Source organism: Treponema peruense, assembly GCF_016117655.1.
Lineage (GTDB): Bacteria > Spirochaetota > Spirochaetia > Treponematales > Treponemataceae > Treponema_D > Treponema_D peruense.
The window spans coordinates 1,349,553-1,366,097 of record NZ_CP064936.1; the positions used below are offsets into that span (position 1 = coordinate 1,349,553).

The 16,545-nt window shown below is 42.0% G+C and carries 12 protein-coding genes and 1 other RNA gene; all 13 read left to right on the forward strand.

Features of this window, described 5'->3' with window-relative positions; genetic code table 11:
* The first annotated feature begins 77 nt into the window (after positions 1–77).
* Entirely contained in the window at positions 78–1,022 is a 945-nt protein-coding gene (locus tag IWA51_RS06210; protein WP_198443621.1) for an MBL fold metallo-hydrolase, read from the forward strand.
* Entirely contained in the window at positions 1,019–2,068 is a 1,050-nt protein-coding gene (gene mltG / locus IWA51_RS06215; RefSeq protein ID WP_198443622.1) for an endolytic transglycosylase MltG, read from the forward strand. The genes IWA51_RS06210 and mltG overlap by 4 nt, the downstream gene beginning before the upstream one ends.
* Entirely contained in the window at positions 2,053–3,861 is a 1,809-nt protein-coding gene (gene dnaG / locus IWA51_RS06220; RefSeq protein WP_198443623.1) for a DNA primase, read from the forward strand. Before mltG ends, dnaG begins: the two co-directional genes overlap by 16 nt.
* Positions 3,861–5,738 carry an RNA polymerase sigma factor RpoD gene (gene rpoD, locus IWA51_RS06225; protein WP_177528685.1) on the forward strand — a complete coding sequence of 626 codons (1,878 nt, stop codon included), beginning with the start codon at positions 3,861–3,863 and terminating at the stop codon, positions 5,736–5,738. Before dnaG ends, rpoD begins: the two co-directional genes overlap by 1 nt.
* A 134-nt stretch (positions 5,739–5,872) precedes the next feature.
* Positions 5,873–6,733, forward strand: coding sequence for a zinc ribbon domain-containing protein (locus IWA51_RS06230; RefSeq protein WP_198443624.1), 861 nt, complete (start codon positions 5,873–5,875; stop codon positions 6,731–6,733).
* Between the two features lie 11 nt (positions 6,734–6,744).
* Positions 6,745–7,151: RNase P RNA component class A (rnpB, locus tag IWA51_RS06235), an RNA gene on the forward strand.
* A 34-nt stretch (positions 7,152–7,185) separates the two neighbouring features.
* Positions 7,186–8,151, forward strand: a complete 966-nt coding sequence (locus IWA51_RS06240; RefSeq protein WP_177528683.1) for a tetratricopeptide repeat protein — start codon at positions 7,186–7,188, stop codon at positions 8,149–8,151.
* A 29-nt stretch (positions 8,152–8,180) separates the two neighbouring features.
* Positions 8,181–9,218: a rod shape-determining protein gene (locus IWA51_RS06245; RefSeq protein WP_177528682.1), complete on the forward strand. Its 1,038-nt coding sequence runs from the start codon at positions 8,181–8,183 to the stop codon at positions 9,216–9,218.
* 14 nt (positions 9,219–9,232) lie between these two features.
* Positions 9,233–10,105, forward strand: a complete 873-nt coding sequence (gene mreC / locus IWA51_RS06250) for a rod shape-determining protein MreC (RefSeq protein ID WP_177528681.1) — start codon at positions 9,233–9,235, stop codon at positions 10,103–10,105.
* A complete protein-coding gene (gene mreD, locus IWA51_RS06255; protein WP_177528680.1) occupies positions 10,102–10,614 on the forward strand; it encodes a rod shape-determining protein MreD in 513 nt (170 codons plus the stop codon). Before mreC ends, mreD begins: the two co-directional genes overlap by 4 nt.
* A complete protein-coding gene (mrdA, locus tag IWA51_RS06260; protein ID WP_177528679.1) occupies positions 10,614–12,500 on the forward strand; it encodes a penicillin-binding protein 2 in 1,887 nt (628 codons plus the stop codon). Before mreD ends, mrdA begins: the two co-directional genes overlap by 1 nt.
* A complete protein-coding gene (gene rodA / locus IWA51_RS06265; RefSeq protein WP_198443625.1) occupies positions 12,497–13,816 on the forward strand; it encodes a rod shape-determining protein RodA in 1,320 nt (439 codons plus the stop codon). The genes mrdA and rodA overlap by 4 nt, the downstream gene beginning before the upstream one ends.
* Positions 13,813–16,545 (forward strand): TIGR03960 family B12-binding radical SAM protein, encoded by a 2,733-nt coding sequence (locus tag IWA51_RS06270; RefSeq protein ID WP_230402728.1) that lies wholly within the window; start codon positions 13,813–13,815, stop codon positions 16,543–16,545. Before rodA ends, IWA51_RS06270 begins: the two co-directional genes overlap by 4 nt.

The window sequence follows — 16,545 nt, forward strand, 5'->3', positions numbered from 1 at the left end:
GTGGTAAACTTGTCAAGAACGCATTCTTTGTGTTAAACTTATAGTAACGAATCCTTTGTTTTGGGGAGGAACACAACGTGCTGATACATTTTTGGGGTGTAAGAGGATCCCTGCCGTCGCCCCTGACAGGAGATCAGATTCAGGCAAAAATTTCTGCAGCAATTGCAAGAATGTCGCCCAAAGATGCACGGGACGAAGATTCCAAAATGCGTTTTTTGTCTTCCCTTCCAGACTGGATTTACGGAACGGCAGGCGGTAATACTCCCTGTGTTGAACTCAAGGCGTCAGACGGCAACTCTTTTTTGCTGGACTGCGGGTCCGGTATACGCATGATGGCAAAATACGGTGTCCAGCCCAAAGATTCTGTTTATAATATTTTTCTTTCACACTTTCACTGGGACCACATACAGGGGCTTCCGTTTTTTGACCCTATATTCCGTCCTGCATCAAAAATAAACGTCTATTCAGTCTACCCCGATATGGAATTTTATGTCAGCGGCCAGAGTTCGCTTCCTTATTTTCCTGAAAATGCCTGTTACCCGGCTATGCGTGAAAGATTCAGTTTTCATCTTCTGGATGAAGATTCAGAGATAAGTATTGGTAATGTAAAAATCCGCTGTCATAAGATGACTCATCCGGGCGGTTCCTGTGCATTCAGGTTTACCGAAAACGGGCGTTCTGTAGTTTACTGTACCGATGCCGAACTTCAGGGTTCTGACTTTGACGAAACTGCTGCCAATTCAGCATTTTTTTCGGATACCGACGTTATAATTATTGACAGCCAGTATACAAGTACAGAAGCCGTAAGCAAGGAATACTGGGGGCATTCGGCTTACAGTACGGCCATTGATTTTGCAGAAAGGTGGAAGGTGCGCAATCTGTATATGTTCCACTACGATCCCACGTATGATGACAGAAAGCTTGACTCCATGCTTCGGGCCGGTATTGTCTACCAGAAATACAATTCTGACAGTTCTACAAAAATTTATCTGGCAAAAGAGGGGCAGGAAATTCAAGTATGAAAACTAAACATATTTTCGCAAAAGTTATTGCCTGGTTTTTTGCTGTCCTGGCTTTGTGTGTTACAGCCGGAATTTCTGTCTTTTTTGCAGCAGTACGTCCTGTTTCTGACAGCAAAGATGCAGCTTCCGTAAAAATACGTGTTCCCTCCGGAATGAGCGTAAAAGAAGTGGCTCTTGAACTAAAAAACTCGGGTGTTATCCGTTCTGACAGGCTTTTTTACCTTGCGGCAAGATTCGGTATTTTTGACGGTGGACGCCCTTTTGCCCTTAAAAGCGGTGTTTACAGCGTAAATGCTTCCATGTCCATGGGCGAAATTTATGGGCTGCTTCAGTCCGGAATGCAGGAATATATTACCGTTTCTGTTCCGGAAGGGCTTACTGTTTCAAAAATAGCCGCTCTTCTTGAAAGAGAAGGTGTCTGCAAAGCGTCAGATTTTATACGCGAATGCCGTTCTTCACAAACTGCGGCAAAATATAATATTCCGGCTTCTTCACTTGAAGGCTTTCTTTTTCCCGACACATATTTTCTTATTCCCGAAATGGATGCCGCGGCTGTTGTTCAGAAAATGGCAGACACTTTTTTTGAAAAGGTTTCAGAAATTCCGTCACTTAAGGACAAGTCGCCGGCTCAGCTTTTTGACACCGTTATTCTTGCTTCCATTGTAGAAAGAGAATACCGCATAGAAGATGAAGCGCCTGTAATTGCAGGTGTTTTTGCAAACAGACTGCGCTATAATATTGGGCTTCAGTCCTGTGCTACAATTGAATATATAATTTCAGAAATAAACGGCAAGCCCCATCCAGAACGCATTACTTACGATGACCTTAAGATAGACAGCCCTTACAATACATACAAATGGGCAGGGCTTCCGCCTGGACCTATTTCAAACCCAGGGATGGTTGCACTTAAGGCTGCCGCTGATCCTGCAGAAACACCGTATTATTATTTTGTGCTTTCTGACCCCAAAACCGGACGCCATACATTTACAAAAAATTTTGACCAGCACCGTGCGGCGGAGAATATAGAAAAATGGCAAGCTTTATAACACAGGAGTCCATTGACGAAGTTTCTGACAAGACAGACATTGTGCGTGTTGTGGGTGAATATGTTCCTCTTGTCCAGAAAGGCGGCGACTGGTGGGGTTGCTGTCCGTTCCACAATGAAAAAACACCTTCGTTTTCTGTAAGTTCATCAAAAAAATTCTATTACTGTTTTGGCTGTCATGCAAGCGGCACCGTATTCAATTTTATCATGAATATGGAAAAACTCAGTTACCCCGAATCAGTGGAATTTCTTGCAAAAAGGGCAGGTGTAAGGCTTTCGTATACAGACGGCGGTTCAGAAACGCAGCGCACCGACCCGAATGCAAAGCTTAAGGATGAATACAAAAATCTCTATACAAGGGTTGCCGGTTCTTTTCATTACATGCTTACCCAGACTGAAGGCGGAAAATTTGCTCTTGATTACATTTGCAAACGCGGCATAACGGCAGAAACGATAGAAAAGTTCAAGTTGGGCTACAGTCCGGCAGACAGAAAGTGGCTGCGCAAATTTCTTGAGTCAAAGAATTATACAAAAGATTTTCTTGACAACTCTGGTCTGTTTAGTAAAAAGTACCCTGAATTTGCCTTTTTTTCGGACAGACTCATGTTTCCTATTTTTGACAGAAAGGGCGATGTTGTGGCAATGGGCGGGCGCTTTTTAAGGGGAGACGCGTCAAAGTCACCGAAGTATCTTAATTCAGGCGACCTTATACAGTACCATAAGGGCGAAACGCTGTATGCGTTCAACTTTGCCAGACAGGCAGTCCGCGAAAAAAAAGCTGTAATTTTCTGCGAAGGCTACATGGACTGCATTGCCTACCATCAGTGCGGAATAGAATGGGCTGTTGCACCGCTTGGAACGGCTCTTACCGAAGAACAGGTGCGTATGGTCAAACCCTTTGTAGAAACAGTTTATCTTTCTTTTGATGCAGACGGCGCCGGTCAGAATGCTACAAAAAGGGCAATTCTCATGTGCCGCAGAATGGATATTACCGTAAAAGTAATCCGTCTTCACGGCGGAAAAGATCCTGCAGAAATTATGCTGAATTTTGGCGCTGATTACTTGACAAATGATGTAAATAATGCTATTATTGACAATGATTATCTGTTATCTAAACTGCAGGAAATGTTCCCGAAAGATACTCCGGAGGGAAAGACAAAAGCTTCACTTGCATTTTTTGCTTACATAGATGCGCTGCAGTCAGATGTACAGAAGCAGGCGTGCCTTGACCAGTTGTGTCAGGTTTACGGCATAGAAAAGGAGGCTGTCAGAAAGGATTACGGCAACCGTGAGCAGCTTTCACGGCGCTACAAAAAGATGACTGAACAGCAGACTGAACCTTCTGAAAAACAGCCGGTTAAAGTTGATGCAGAACTTAAGGCTGTAATTACCGCAGTTGCTGACAATGTCTCTCTTTTTCAGAATATGCGCAATGAGATTTCTGCGGACGACCTGGATAATCCCGATGCCAAGGAATTGTTTAAAATCATGGAAGAATGTCTTGATGGCGGTAATTTTTCCGTGAGTGCCATACTGAACAGAATTGGTTCCGACGAACTTAAAGCTCTTGTTATAGAAGCAACGAATATCTATTCAAATTGCGCCGAGTTATCAGTTTCAGACAGTATAAAGCTTCTCAAATTTCATGCCATGGAAAAAAGGCGTGCACGTGTTCTTGAGAGAATCTCGGAACTGTCAAAAAGCGCCTTGAGCGAAGATGTTGCCCAGCTTAACGAGGCTATTCAGCTTAAGATGCAGTTGGACAATGACATAAAAAATATAAAGGATCGATAATGACCAAAAAGTCACCTGAAAAGAAAGAGTCAGTTAAAAATGAAGATGTTAAAAAGACCGCCACTGCAGAACCGCGTGCCGAATATACCGAAAGCGATGTTGCTGATGATCCTCTTGTAAAAAAACTTCTGGATGTCGCCTCTCAGAAACCCTTTGTTTCATGGGAAGAAATAACTGATGTCCTTACGCAGGATTTTGTAAATTCGCCAAAAATGGAGCCTGTTCTTTCTATTCTTCAGAAAAACAATATTCAGATTCTGAGTGAAGATGAACCGTTTGATGAAGATGAAGACGATGAGAATTTGGACGATGATGACGAAGAATCTGCAGGAATTGCAGAAGAGTTAAAGGATGAAGACTCCGGAAAACATCGCCTTGTGGCAAATGACAAAGACAGTTCAATTGACGATCCTATAAGACTTTATCTTCGCGAAATAGGAAAGGAAAATCTTCTTACCGCAGAACAGGAAGTTTCTCTTTCAAAGAAGATGGAAGACGGCCAGAATATTATAAAGAATGTTATCAAAAACTCCGGAATGATGGTTCCTGAATTTTATAAGATTGGTCTTAAAATTTTCAAACGCTTTGACCAGCATGAACCCGGAAAGGCACGCAAAGAAATAAATGAAGAAATGGCCGAACGCCGCAGACTGCGATCAGCTTACCTTGAATGCATGAAACCTGTAAAAGAGCAGATGAGTGAATATATTGCCCTCAAGAAAAAGCTTCACGGCGATGATCCTACTGTAAATATTTTTAAGGATGTACAGCTTCAGAATCTCAGAACCGTTATTCTTGCCAGTTTTGAGAATATGGATATCAAGACAGAAGAAATTGAATACTTTAGTTCTAAATTTATTGAAGCTTCCAAAAAGATAAATGAGTATCACCTTGTTCAGGAAAAGCGCATGAAAAAACTGCACATTACAGATGCAGCAGGTCTTCGCGGAATAGGCCGCCGTCTTGCCATGCATAAGGAATGCGTAAAGCTTGAAAATGAACTTGGGCTTACTGCAGATGAAATAAGAACTGACTATACAGAAATCCAGAAAATTGAACGCAAGCTGCGCGAACTTGAATATAACTTTGAAAATTCTGTAGACGAAATAATTGCAATGAAAAAAGAAATAGAAGACGGACGCCTTCAGATGGAACAGGCCAAAAACCGTCTTATCAATGCAAACCTTCGTCTTGTAGTTTCCATTGCAAAAAAATACACAAACCGCGGTCTTCAGCTTTTTGATCTTATTCAGGAAGGAAACATTGGTCTTATCAAGGCTGTAGAAAAATTTGAATACCGCAAGGGATACAAGTTTTCTACTTATGCTACTTGGTGGATTCGTCAGGCTATTACAAGATCTATTTCTGATCAGGCAAGAACAATCCGTGTTCCGGTTCATATGATTGAACAGATTAACAAGGTTGTGCGCGAAAGCCGCCAGCTTGTACAGAAACTTGGCCGCGAACCAACTGACGAAGAAATTGCACAGCAACTTTCATGGCCGGTGCTCAGAGTAAAGCAGGTTAAGAATGTTGCAAGGGAACCTATTTCTTTGGAAACTCCTATCGGAGAAGAAGAAGACAGTTCACTCGGAGATTTTATCGAAGACAAGGAAGTTGAAAATCCGGCAAACCAGACCGCCTATACTCTTCTTCAGGAACAGCTTCACACTGTTCTGAGTTCCCTTCCTCCAAGAGAACAGGAAGTTCTTAAAATGAGATTCGGTCTTGATGACGGTTATTCCCTTACCCTTGAAGAAGTCGGACTTTTCTTTAACGTCACAAGGGAAAGAATCCGTCAGATAGAAGCCAAGGCACTCAGAAGACTGCGCCACCCAAGACGTGCTTCTGGTCTTAAGGATTTTATGGATTTTTAGTCCGCTGGATTCCAATCCTTTGCGGGTGAGGGGTCTGTGGTTATAGACACAAGACTTTAATTCGTGTATATTGTTACTTTAGAGCAAAATACGTATGCTATGCGTGTTTGTATTTTTTAACGAGGTTGTTACCAATGCAGATGTCAGAAGAACTGGACAAACTTAAGAGTTTGCAGGAAGTGCTTGCCGAAAAGTACGAAATTGAGGCCAAGGTAGAGGAATTACCAAAGACTCTTGACGGAAGTACAGAAAGTCTTGAGCGCTTCAAGAAAGAATATATAGAAAAAAACAGTGAGTACGAAGCCGAAAAGGCAAAGGTTGCCGAACTGCGTACACAGCTTGACGAGGCTCAGAAATTACGCGAAGAAGGTGAGAAGGGAATGGATTCTATTACTACCCACCGCGAGTATGAGATTCTTGACAAGCAGATCAACGAAGCCCAGGAAAAAGAAAATTCAATCCGCAAGGAACTTCAGAAAGAAGAAAAGGTTCTTGCAGAACTTAATGATATTCTCAAAAGCGAAGAAGAGCTTATTGCTTCTACAGAAAAAGATGTGCAGGACTCAAAAGAAAACCTTGACAAAGAAATTGATTCCTACAAAGAAAAGCTTGCGTCCCTTTCTGCACAGGAAGAGCAGATGTCAGAAGGTATTGATGCCGAAACAATCATCAAGTTCCAGCGAATCATACGCAGAAACCACAAAGGTATTGTTGCTGTTAAGGGAAACGTTTGTGACGGATGCCATATGATTCTTCCTGCACAGTTTGCAAACGAAGTACACCGCGGAACAAAAATTCTTTTCTGCCCGTACTGCAGTCGCATTCTTTATTACGAAGAATCAGAAGCTGGTGCATCAAATTACTTTACTCTTGACGATGCAGGCAGTCTTTCTGATCTTGATGATGAAGACCTCCTTGATGAAGACGGAATCGATTCAATGTCAGATGAAGATGACGATTCTTCAGATGTAAAGTCAATGGATTTTGACGATTAATTTGTAATTATTAAAGGATATATGGCCGCGCGCATATTTTCTGATGATAGATTGTATGCGTGAGGTAAAGTCCGGGCTCCACCGGAAAAGATGCCGGGTAATAACCGGGCGGAAAATGTAAGTTGTCTTAGTTGGATTTTTCCAGACCTGGCATAACACATTCTTCCGACAGAAAGTGCTACAGAAAATAACCGCCTGTATGGGTAAGGGTGAAAAGGCAGGGTAAGAGCCTACCGCGTGTCCGGCAACGGGGACGGCATAAGTAAACCTCATCTGGAGCAAGAGCGTATAGCAGTTTGGTTTCCGGCCTTATGCTGCGGGTAGCTCGCTGGAAAAGACAGGCGACTGTCTTTGCGGATAGATGACCATGCGCTTCTTTGGAGCGTACCAGAACCCGGCTTACTGTATCCTTTTTTTTATTTTAAATAGTTTTGTGGCAGGTTGTTTGTTAAATGAAGGCGAAGCGAGTTTCAGAAAAAATTGTCCGCAGAAAGAATATGATTGTTGTGCGGATTATTCTGCTTGCCGGCATTTTGTCTGCCGTTGTTTTGGTTTCATTCTTTTCTTATAAAGCAATCCACCGTTATCTTTTTGCTTCTTCTTCTGTTTCGGCAATGTACGACAACTGGGAACTTCACAGCCGCCAAGGATATGAAAAGGTTTACGAGATTTCAGAAAATATTATTCAAAAAAAGAATTTCCACAATTCTGCACGTACTTTTCGCGGTTACAGTGCCTTTATGTTGGCCGAGTACGAAACAGACAATGCAAAGTCACAGACTTATCTTGACGAAGCCGTTTATAACCTTAGAATAGCCCTTCAGAACTGCAGCAAGGATGCTTTGCCGCAGATAGAATACATGCTGGGCCGCACCTATTTTTACAAAAACAAGCTTTCTTCATACCATTACTATTCCGACCTTGCAGTAAAATATCTGAACCTTGCCCTGGACCACGGCTACAAGTCAGATGACATTCCGCTTCTTCTGGGACTGAGCTATGCTTCACTGGGGCAGACCGACGAAAGTATTGCTGCTTTTACCGAAGCTCTCCTTGTAAGGGAAACGGACACACTTCTTTTTGACATAGCAAAGCAGTATTATAATAACGGACAGGGTTCTGCTTCAAAACAGTATCTGTACCGCGTTATTTCTACCACTCGGAATGAAAGTCTTCTTGAAGAAAGTCGCATTCTTCTTGGGCAGATTTATACTGACGAAGGCGCACTTTACGATGCAGAAAAAGAATTTACGGCAATTCTTGAAAAAAACGAAAATTCTGCTGACGCGCACTATGGACTTGGTGTATTATATGAAAAGCGCGGTGACGCTGTAAGGGCAAGAGCTGAATGGCGCAAATGCCTTAAAATAAAATTTGATCATCCCGGTGCATTACAAAAAATGTCCGAAGCAAAATAAAAAACAGAAAACAAAATGGAGGATTCTTTATGAGTTTCTTTGATAATTTTACGACAGATATTGGTATAGATTTAGGAACCTGTAATACGTTGATTTTTGTACGCGGGCAGGGAATCGTTATTGATGAACCTTCTGTAGTTGCAGTAGAAAAGGGTACAGGAAAGGTTGTCGCCGTCGGAGCAGAAGCAAAAAGAATGCTTTGGAAAACTCCTGGAAACATCGAAGCCATTCGCCCGCTAGCAGACGGTGTTATTTCTGACAGCGATTCTACAGAGAAAATGATTAAATATTTCATTTCAAAAGTTGTTCCCAAACACCATCTGTTCAAGTCCATAAGAATGAAAATCGGTATTCCTTCATGCATTACTCAGGTTGAACGAGATGCAGTTATGGCTGCTGCTCTTAAAGCCGGTGCAAAGGAAGTTGAAGTTATAGAAGAAAGTCTTGCTGCTGCCATAGGAGCCGAAATTCCTATCTACGAACCGGCAGGACACATGGTCTGTGATATTGGCGGCGGTACAACTGAAGTTTCTGTTATTTCTTTGGGAGGCATGGTTATTACAAGTTCTATCCGCACAGGTGGAAACGAATTTGATGAAGCCATAATGAAGCATATTCGTGCCGTACACAATCTTATTATAGGACAGCAGACTGCCGAGCGACTTAAGGTAGAAATAGGCAATGCTACTGCAGACAAAAATATAGAAAAAATGGAAATCAAGGGAACAGATGCAATTACAGGTCTTCCAAGAAGACTTGAAGTAGACTCTGTAGAAGTACGCGAAGCCCTTAAGGAACCTATTACAAAGATTGTAGAAGAAATCAAAAAGACACTCGGACGCACACCGCCTGAACTTGGTGCAGATATTGTTGAGCGCGGAATTGTTATGTCCGGTGGCGGTTCCATGCTTAAAGGACTTCAGAAACTTATTTCTAAAGAAACAGGTGTTCCTGTTATTCTTGTTGAAAAACCGCTTGAATGTGTTGCAAGGGGTGCAGGTGAGGCATTTGAACTGTTCCGCAATATGTCGTCCAACCGTTCAATTTACGATAATCTTAACGACTAGACGGTTTTTGTCCTATGGGTGGAAGAGTAAAGTCACCGCTTCATTTCAGACTTTCTGAGTGTGTCCTTGTTCTCATGATTGCCTTCAGCGGAATTTCTCTGGGATTTTCTGGGGGCGGCTTTATTGTTAATTTTGACAAACTTGGTTTTACAGTTTTCTCTTCTCTGCAGAAAGCCGTGCATGCTGTTGAAAATGTGTTTACGGGAACAGTTACTGCTGTCCGTGATATGGCGCATCTTCGCAGCGAGTACCAGCAGCTTACCGAAAAACTCAAGGATTACGAATTCCTTCAGCGCAACAATACAGAAATCCGCAAGGAAAACGAGCGCCTTAAAGAACAGCTGGACTTTGCGACAGAAATCAAGTACAGGAATATACCTGCCCAGATTATAGGCCGCAACCCCGACAGCCAGTATTCGGGTATAACGCTCAATAAGGGCGCACGTAACGGAATAAAAAAAGGAATGCCTGTTATTGCCGTGCAGGCAGGAAACGTTGGTGTTGTAGGAAGAATTATTACTGTTGGTGTCGGAACAAGCATGATGATGCCTGTTTATGACGTGAGATGTAATATTTCATCGCGCATTCAGAATACAAGGGATCTTGGTATTGTTTCTGGAAACGGTTCTTCGGACGGCGCACTGAGCCTTAAGTATATTCGTAAGCGTGTAATGGATGATTTTAACTATGGTGACATTGTGGTTACCAGCGGTGAAAACGGAAACTACATGCGCGATATTCCGGTTGGAAGAATTTCAAAAATTACTGTTTTGGACTATGATTCTTCTTTAAATATTGAACTTGATCCTATTATAGATTTTAACCGTCTTGAAAACGTTCTTGTTATAGACCAGTACAATGAAAATGACAGGGAGGCACAAAAATGATACGCTCCTTTTTTTCAAGTGCACTTGTTCTTTTGTGTACAGCACTGGTCGAAACGGCGGTTTTTTCAAACATTACTTCGCTTCCGGCTATTCCGGATCTTTCTTTAATCTGCGTGCTTTATCTTTCGCTGAGCAATGGAAAACTTTTGGGAGAGACTACGGGTTTTGTTTCGGGGTTGCTCCTTGATTTTTTAAGTGCAGGTCCGTTCGGTCTCAACTGTCTTTTAAGAACAATAATCGGGTATCTGGGCGGAATGTTCAATAAACTTCTTAATACTGAAGGTTTTTTTATTCCGCTGGTTCTGGGACTGTGTACAACTCTTGTAAAGGGAATTCTTCTGTGGATAATTTCGATGCTTTATCCGTCTTCAGTTATTCTTCCTTACAGTCCGTTTACTTTTCAGTTTCTTTTTGAACTGGGAATCAACAGTATTCTGACTCCTTTTGTGTTCAGATTTCTTCATCTTTTCAAGAACTCACTGATTATTGGTCCGGAGAGCACAATCTGATGAATTCTGAAAATTTTCAAAATCACGGTGAAGATTCCTTAAGAAAGAATTATAAGCTTGCATTTCTTGTTGCGCTTCTTATTGCTATGCTTGCCATTTATACGCTCAAACTTTTTTCAATGCAGATTGTTGAAGGCGCAAAATACAGAAGCCAGTCGGTTTCTATTTCAAGTACGGTAACTGTTATTCCTGCTCAGCGCGGAGAAATTTTTGACCGCAATGCAAATTTGCCTCTTGTTATCAACACTGACTCTTTTGCCATTGATATTATTCCGGGTGAAATTCCTGAGGGGTATTATGACACTGTTGTACTCAAACTTTCGGAATATCTTGGAATTGACAAATCGGTTATTGATAAAAAAATCCCCAAAAGACTGAGACGTACTTTTTCTTCAATAGAGGTTCGAACGAATGTTCCGTTTAATATAATCAGCAATATTGCAGAAAATGCAGCAGACCTTCCGGGGGTTTCATGGCGGAACAAGCCTGTTCGAAACTATGTAGAAACAGGTTCGATGAGCCATATTATCGGTTACGTAGGTGACATTACAAGTGAAGAACTTAATCTTATGTACAACCGCGGTTACAGCCGCAATTCTATTATTGGAAAAACTGGAATTGAAAAGCAGTATGATGAACTTTTGCAGGGAAAGCCGGGAAGAGAAAGCCGCACTGTTGATGTCCACGGACGAATTCTGAGCGATACTCCTATTCTTGAGCCTCCTCAGAGCGGAAAAAATCTTGTCCTTACGGTAGATACTACAATTCAGAAACTTGTAGAAGAAGCACTTGGCGAGCGTGTAGGAGCAGCAGTTGTTCTTAAGCCTGCAACGGGTGAAATTCTTGCAATGGTTTCTTACCCTTACTTTGACTCGAATATTTTTTCTACTGCTGAATATTCCGCAGCGTATACCAGGCTTACAAATGATCCCAACAAGCCACTTCTTAACAGAGCTGTCAATGCCGTTTACCCGCCTGCGTCTACATTTAAGACGATTATGGTAACTTCGATTTTGAGTGAACACGCAATTGCTGCTGAAAAGAAAATAGAATGTCCTGGACGCATTCTTTACGGAGACCGTGTATTCCGTTGCCATGTTGGTTATCCCGGACACGGAAACCTTGACTTAAAGAACGCTCTTGCACAGTCCTGCGATGTTTATTTCTGGGTTGTCGGTCGTGATAATCTTGGTGTCGAAACAATTTCGAGTTATGCAAAGGAATTTGGTTTTGGCCAGAGCCTTGAAGTGGATCTTCCTGCACAGAGTGACGGTTTTGTTCCGACTGCGCAATGGAAAGAAAGGCGCTTTCATGAAAAATGGCTTGGCGGTGATACGATGAATATGTCTATCGGTCAGGGTTATACTCTTGTTACTCCGCTTCATGTAGCGAACATGATGGCTATGGTATGCAACAGCGGTAAAATTTACAAGCCTCATCTTCTTAAGGAAGTAAGGGATCCTGCCGCGGGAAATGCCGTAATTCAGAAAGTAGAGCCCGAGGTTCTGCATGAGTCCACTGTTTCTCCTGAAGTATGGAAAGAAGTGCAGGCTGACTTAAGATATACAATTACCGACGGAACTGCAATTTATCCTATGCATAACAAAACTGTTCAGATTGCAGGAAAAACAGGTACTGCCGAAGTTGCAGGTTATGCAAAGGACCACTGGCATTCGTGGATGGTTGCTTACGCTCCTTACGATGCACCGCCTGAAAATCAGGTTGTAGTTGCAACACTTGTCGAAGCCGTAAACAAGTGGGAATGGTGGGCTCCGTATGCTACAAATATAATAATTCAGGGTATATTCAATGACCAGACATACGAAGAAGCCGTTAATGCACTTGGATTCCGCTACCTTATGAAGCAGAGAGGACGCCGCGAATGAAAAACAGGATTCTCAGCAAATTTGATTTTATTCTCATTGCCTGTGTGCTTATTCTTACTTCAATAGGAATAACTTTTATTTACTCTTCGGGAATCAATTCTGACGGAATTCTTGTTTCGAACGAATATATAAAGCAGAGTATCTGGACTGGAATTGGCCTTGTAATAATGCTTTCAGTTGCACTCATAGACTACCGCAAAATTTATCGTTACACACCATATCTTTTTGCGGCAGCACTTGCAGTTCTTGTTTATACACGCTTTTTCGGGCGCTATGTCAACGGAGCACGCAGTTGGATTGGTATCGGTGATCTTGGAATTCAGCCTTCTGAAATTACAAAAATAATTTTTATTTTATTTCTTGCATCTTTTCTTGACAAAAATTACAACGAAAACCAGCGTAAACGGTTTTTCTTTTCCCTTTTGATTCTTATTCTTCCCATGGGAATAATTTTGCTCCAGCCTGATTTGGGAACAGCGAGTGTTTTTCTTCCTATTTTTATCTTTATGTGTTTTATGGCAAATGTTCCGGTCAGATACATAATGATTGTTATTCTTTCGGGATTTCTTACAATTTTTTTTACGGTTCTTCCTATTTGGGAAACAGAAATTTACCACGGCTCAATCCCAATAATCCGGGCTTTGACAAATTTCCGCTTAAGAATGCTTATTATTGCGGCGTCACTTGCGGTAACTGTTGCCGGTATTCTGGGCCAGATTTTTTTTAAGAAAAAATATTTCTACTGGATTACATACGTCTTCGGAATAATTTCTTTTTCACTGCTGGCGTCGGCCGGTGCAGGCAAGGTGCTTAAACCCTACCAGATTCAGCGTCTTATTGTTTTTATTGATCCTTCAAGTGACCCCAGAGGTGCAGGCTGGAACATCATCCAGTCAAAGATTGCCATTGGTTCGGGGCTTTTGCGTGGGCGTGGTTTTATGCAGGGAACACAGAGCCATTACCGTTTTCTTCCGCAGCAGAGTACCGACTTTATTTTCAGTATTTTTGCCGAAGAAACAGGTTTTATAGGCGGAATTTTACTGTTTGCGGTTTTCTTTTGTATTTTGTTCAGAATTGTATACATAATGAAACAAACAACCAACAGGTTCGGATACCTTATTGCGTCAGGAATACTGGGGATGTTTTTCTTTCATTTTATTGTCAATGTCGGAATGGTTATGGGTATTATGCCTATAACCGGAATTCCTCTTCCGTTCCTTTCTTACGGGGGGTCGGCACTTTTGACAAATATGCTTGCCGTTGGCATCTTGATGAGCATAAACAACAGACGGCTGGATTTTAAAGTTGCCCTATGATGAAATTAATTGATCCCCTTAAGCAGTTTGGCAGTGAGCTGAACAGTGTACAGTCACCTTCGCGTTATATTGGCGGCGAATATGCACTTACTGTAAAACCACATTCCGGGCAGGATGATTTTTTTAATGTAGGAATTGCATTTCCCGATTTGTACGAAATTGCAATGTCCAATCTTGCCGTTAAGATAATTTATAACGGACTTAACGCACTTGACGGGATTCGCTGCGAACGCGTCTTTGCTCCCGACACAGATTTTGAAGCTTTTCTTAAGCACCGCAAAGTTCCGCTTTATACTCTTGAGACAGGTATGCCTTTAAAAAATCTTGACATGCTTGCTTTTTCAATAGGATATGAACTTGGAATTACCGAAGTGCTTGCTATGCTTGAAACCGGCGGAATTTCCCTTACCGTTCAGGAACGAACTGAAGATGAACCTCTTGTAATTGCAGGCGGCTGCGGTGTAACAAACCCGGCTCCGTTTGCAGATTTTTTTGATGCAGTAATGATCGGTGAAGCAGAAGACGAACTTTTTAATCTTACAAAAGAACTGCGTGACTTAAAGAAAAACGGGGCTTCCCGTAAGCAGCTTCTGGCCCATATTGAATCAAAACCCTATATGTGGACACGAAACAGTTGCTCTGAAGGAAAAAAAATTGCCCGACGTTCAGTTCAGGGAAACTTTGGTCTTGTTCCATCTGTTCCGTCGTGGTATCCAATTCCGTCAATAAAACCTGTTCAGGATCACGGCGTTGTAGAAATTATGCGCGGATGTCCCAACGGCTGCCGGTTCTGTCATGCAGGAATTTATTACAGACCAACGCGCGTAAAAAACCTTAAACTTATTATTGATGAAATTGATCATCTTGTTTTTGACGCAGGTTACAGGGAAATAAGCCTTAACTCGCTCAGCAGTGCAGACTTTCCTGATGTAGAAGGACTTTTGGATCTTCTTAACAAAAGATACGAAGGATACAATGTTTCCTTCCAGCTTCCGTCACTTAAAGTAAACAGTATGTCGCTGGGAATCCTTGAAAAACTTTCTGCAGTACGTAAAAGCGGGCTTACCTTTGCTGTTGAAACTCCTGAAGAACTCTGGCAGTTGAGTCTTAATAAGGAAGTTTATGCACAGCATCTCGAAGATATTGTGCGCCAGGCAAAGGCAGCAGGCTGGACAACTGCAAAATTCTACTTTATGATAGGTCTTCCTTTGGGCGATTATTTTGCAGAAAACAAAGACTCTCTTGCGGTGGGTTCTGAAGGAAGCGAAGAAAAAGTCATCGTGGACTTTCTGCTGAATCTTCAGGCCAGAACAAGAATCCAGTGCAATGTTAACGTTGGTATTTTTATTCCAAAACCGCATACGGCATACCAGTGGGTTACCCAGATAACACCGGAGCGCGCCCAGAAGAAGATGGAATGGATTTTCCAGAACCTTCCGCGGGGTAAATTCAGGCTTGGCAGACACAATTATGATGCTACAATTCTTGAAGGTCTCATAAGCCGCGGAAACTTTGACACTGGTAAAGTAATTCTTGATGCATACAAAAGGGGCGCACGTTTTGATGCATGGGATGATCATTTGAGAGAAAATATGCAGTTCTGGAATGAAGCCTTTGACAATGCAGTCTGGGACGTCAAAAAATGGATTTTCAGAAAATGGGATTTGGATGAAAGTCTTCCCTGGGACGGTGTTTCGCTTGGTACATCAAAAGCATTTTTTAAGAATGAATGGAAAAAATCCCTGTCCCACGAGCTTACAAAAAGATGTGCTTCTGACTGTGACCACAAATGCGGAATCTGTAATTCCAAAGAAAAGGTAAGCGTACATACAAAAGAAGAAATAGAAAGTGTATCAACATGTATAAAAAATAAGACAGTTGCTGTTCCTGAACAACATCCCGAGAGCAATATACCTATTCTTTACAGAGTTGTTTTTAATTTTACACGGACCGGCGGCGGTGAATATATTGCTTACCTTGCGCAGGTAGAAAGTTTTCACAAAGCAATTTTGCGTAGCGGACTTCCGTTTGTTTTTTCTTCGGGCTTTAATCCGCTTCCGAGAATTGAATTTGCCACTGCAATGACACTGGGCATTCCTTCAGAAGAAGAAACTGCTTCGTGCTGTCTTTATTCCCCGGTGGATGAAGATCGTTTTAAGGAAGTAATGAATTCGGTACTTCCGCAGTCTTTTAGGGTTACAGATGTAATGATATTTCCTGTTACAACTCTTAGAAAAAGGGAATCATTAAGTCAGGGGTTATGGGGGTGTATATATAAGTATACATCTTTAGAAAGTTTCGATTTACGCGCCTTCCTTTCTTCGCAAGAATACAAAACTCTTCGTGAACAGAATCCTCAGATAAAGACTGAGTGGAAGGAAGACTCGCTTTTTGTAACGTCCCCTTCGAGTGACAAAGCTTTTAGAACGGCACTCGAAGCTTTCTGTCAAAAAAAATGGTATGAAGTCTGCCGTATCGTCAAGACAGCAACTCTTGCCAAACCGCAGATTTCGGGCTGGACTGTACGTGACGAACAAAACTGGCGCTGTGACAACAAAAACTTCAAAAAAGACGAAACTCTTTTGACCCCGGCAGACTCAAGTCCTGTTCCGTTTATGGAGCTTTATGCAAAAATTGCCGCAATAAACGCTGAACTCATTGACCAGCGCGAACAAATGGATGAACTTAAAAATGCCAACACCCTTGACGACAATAACTTACCTCATTAA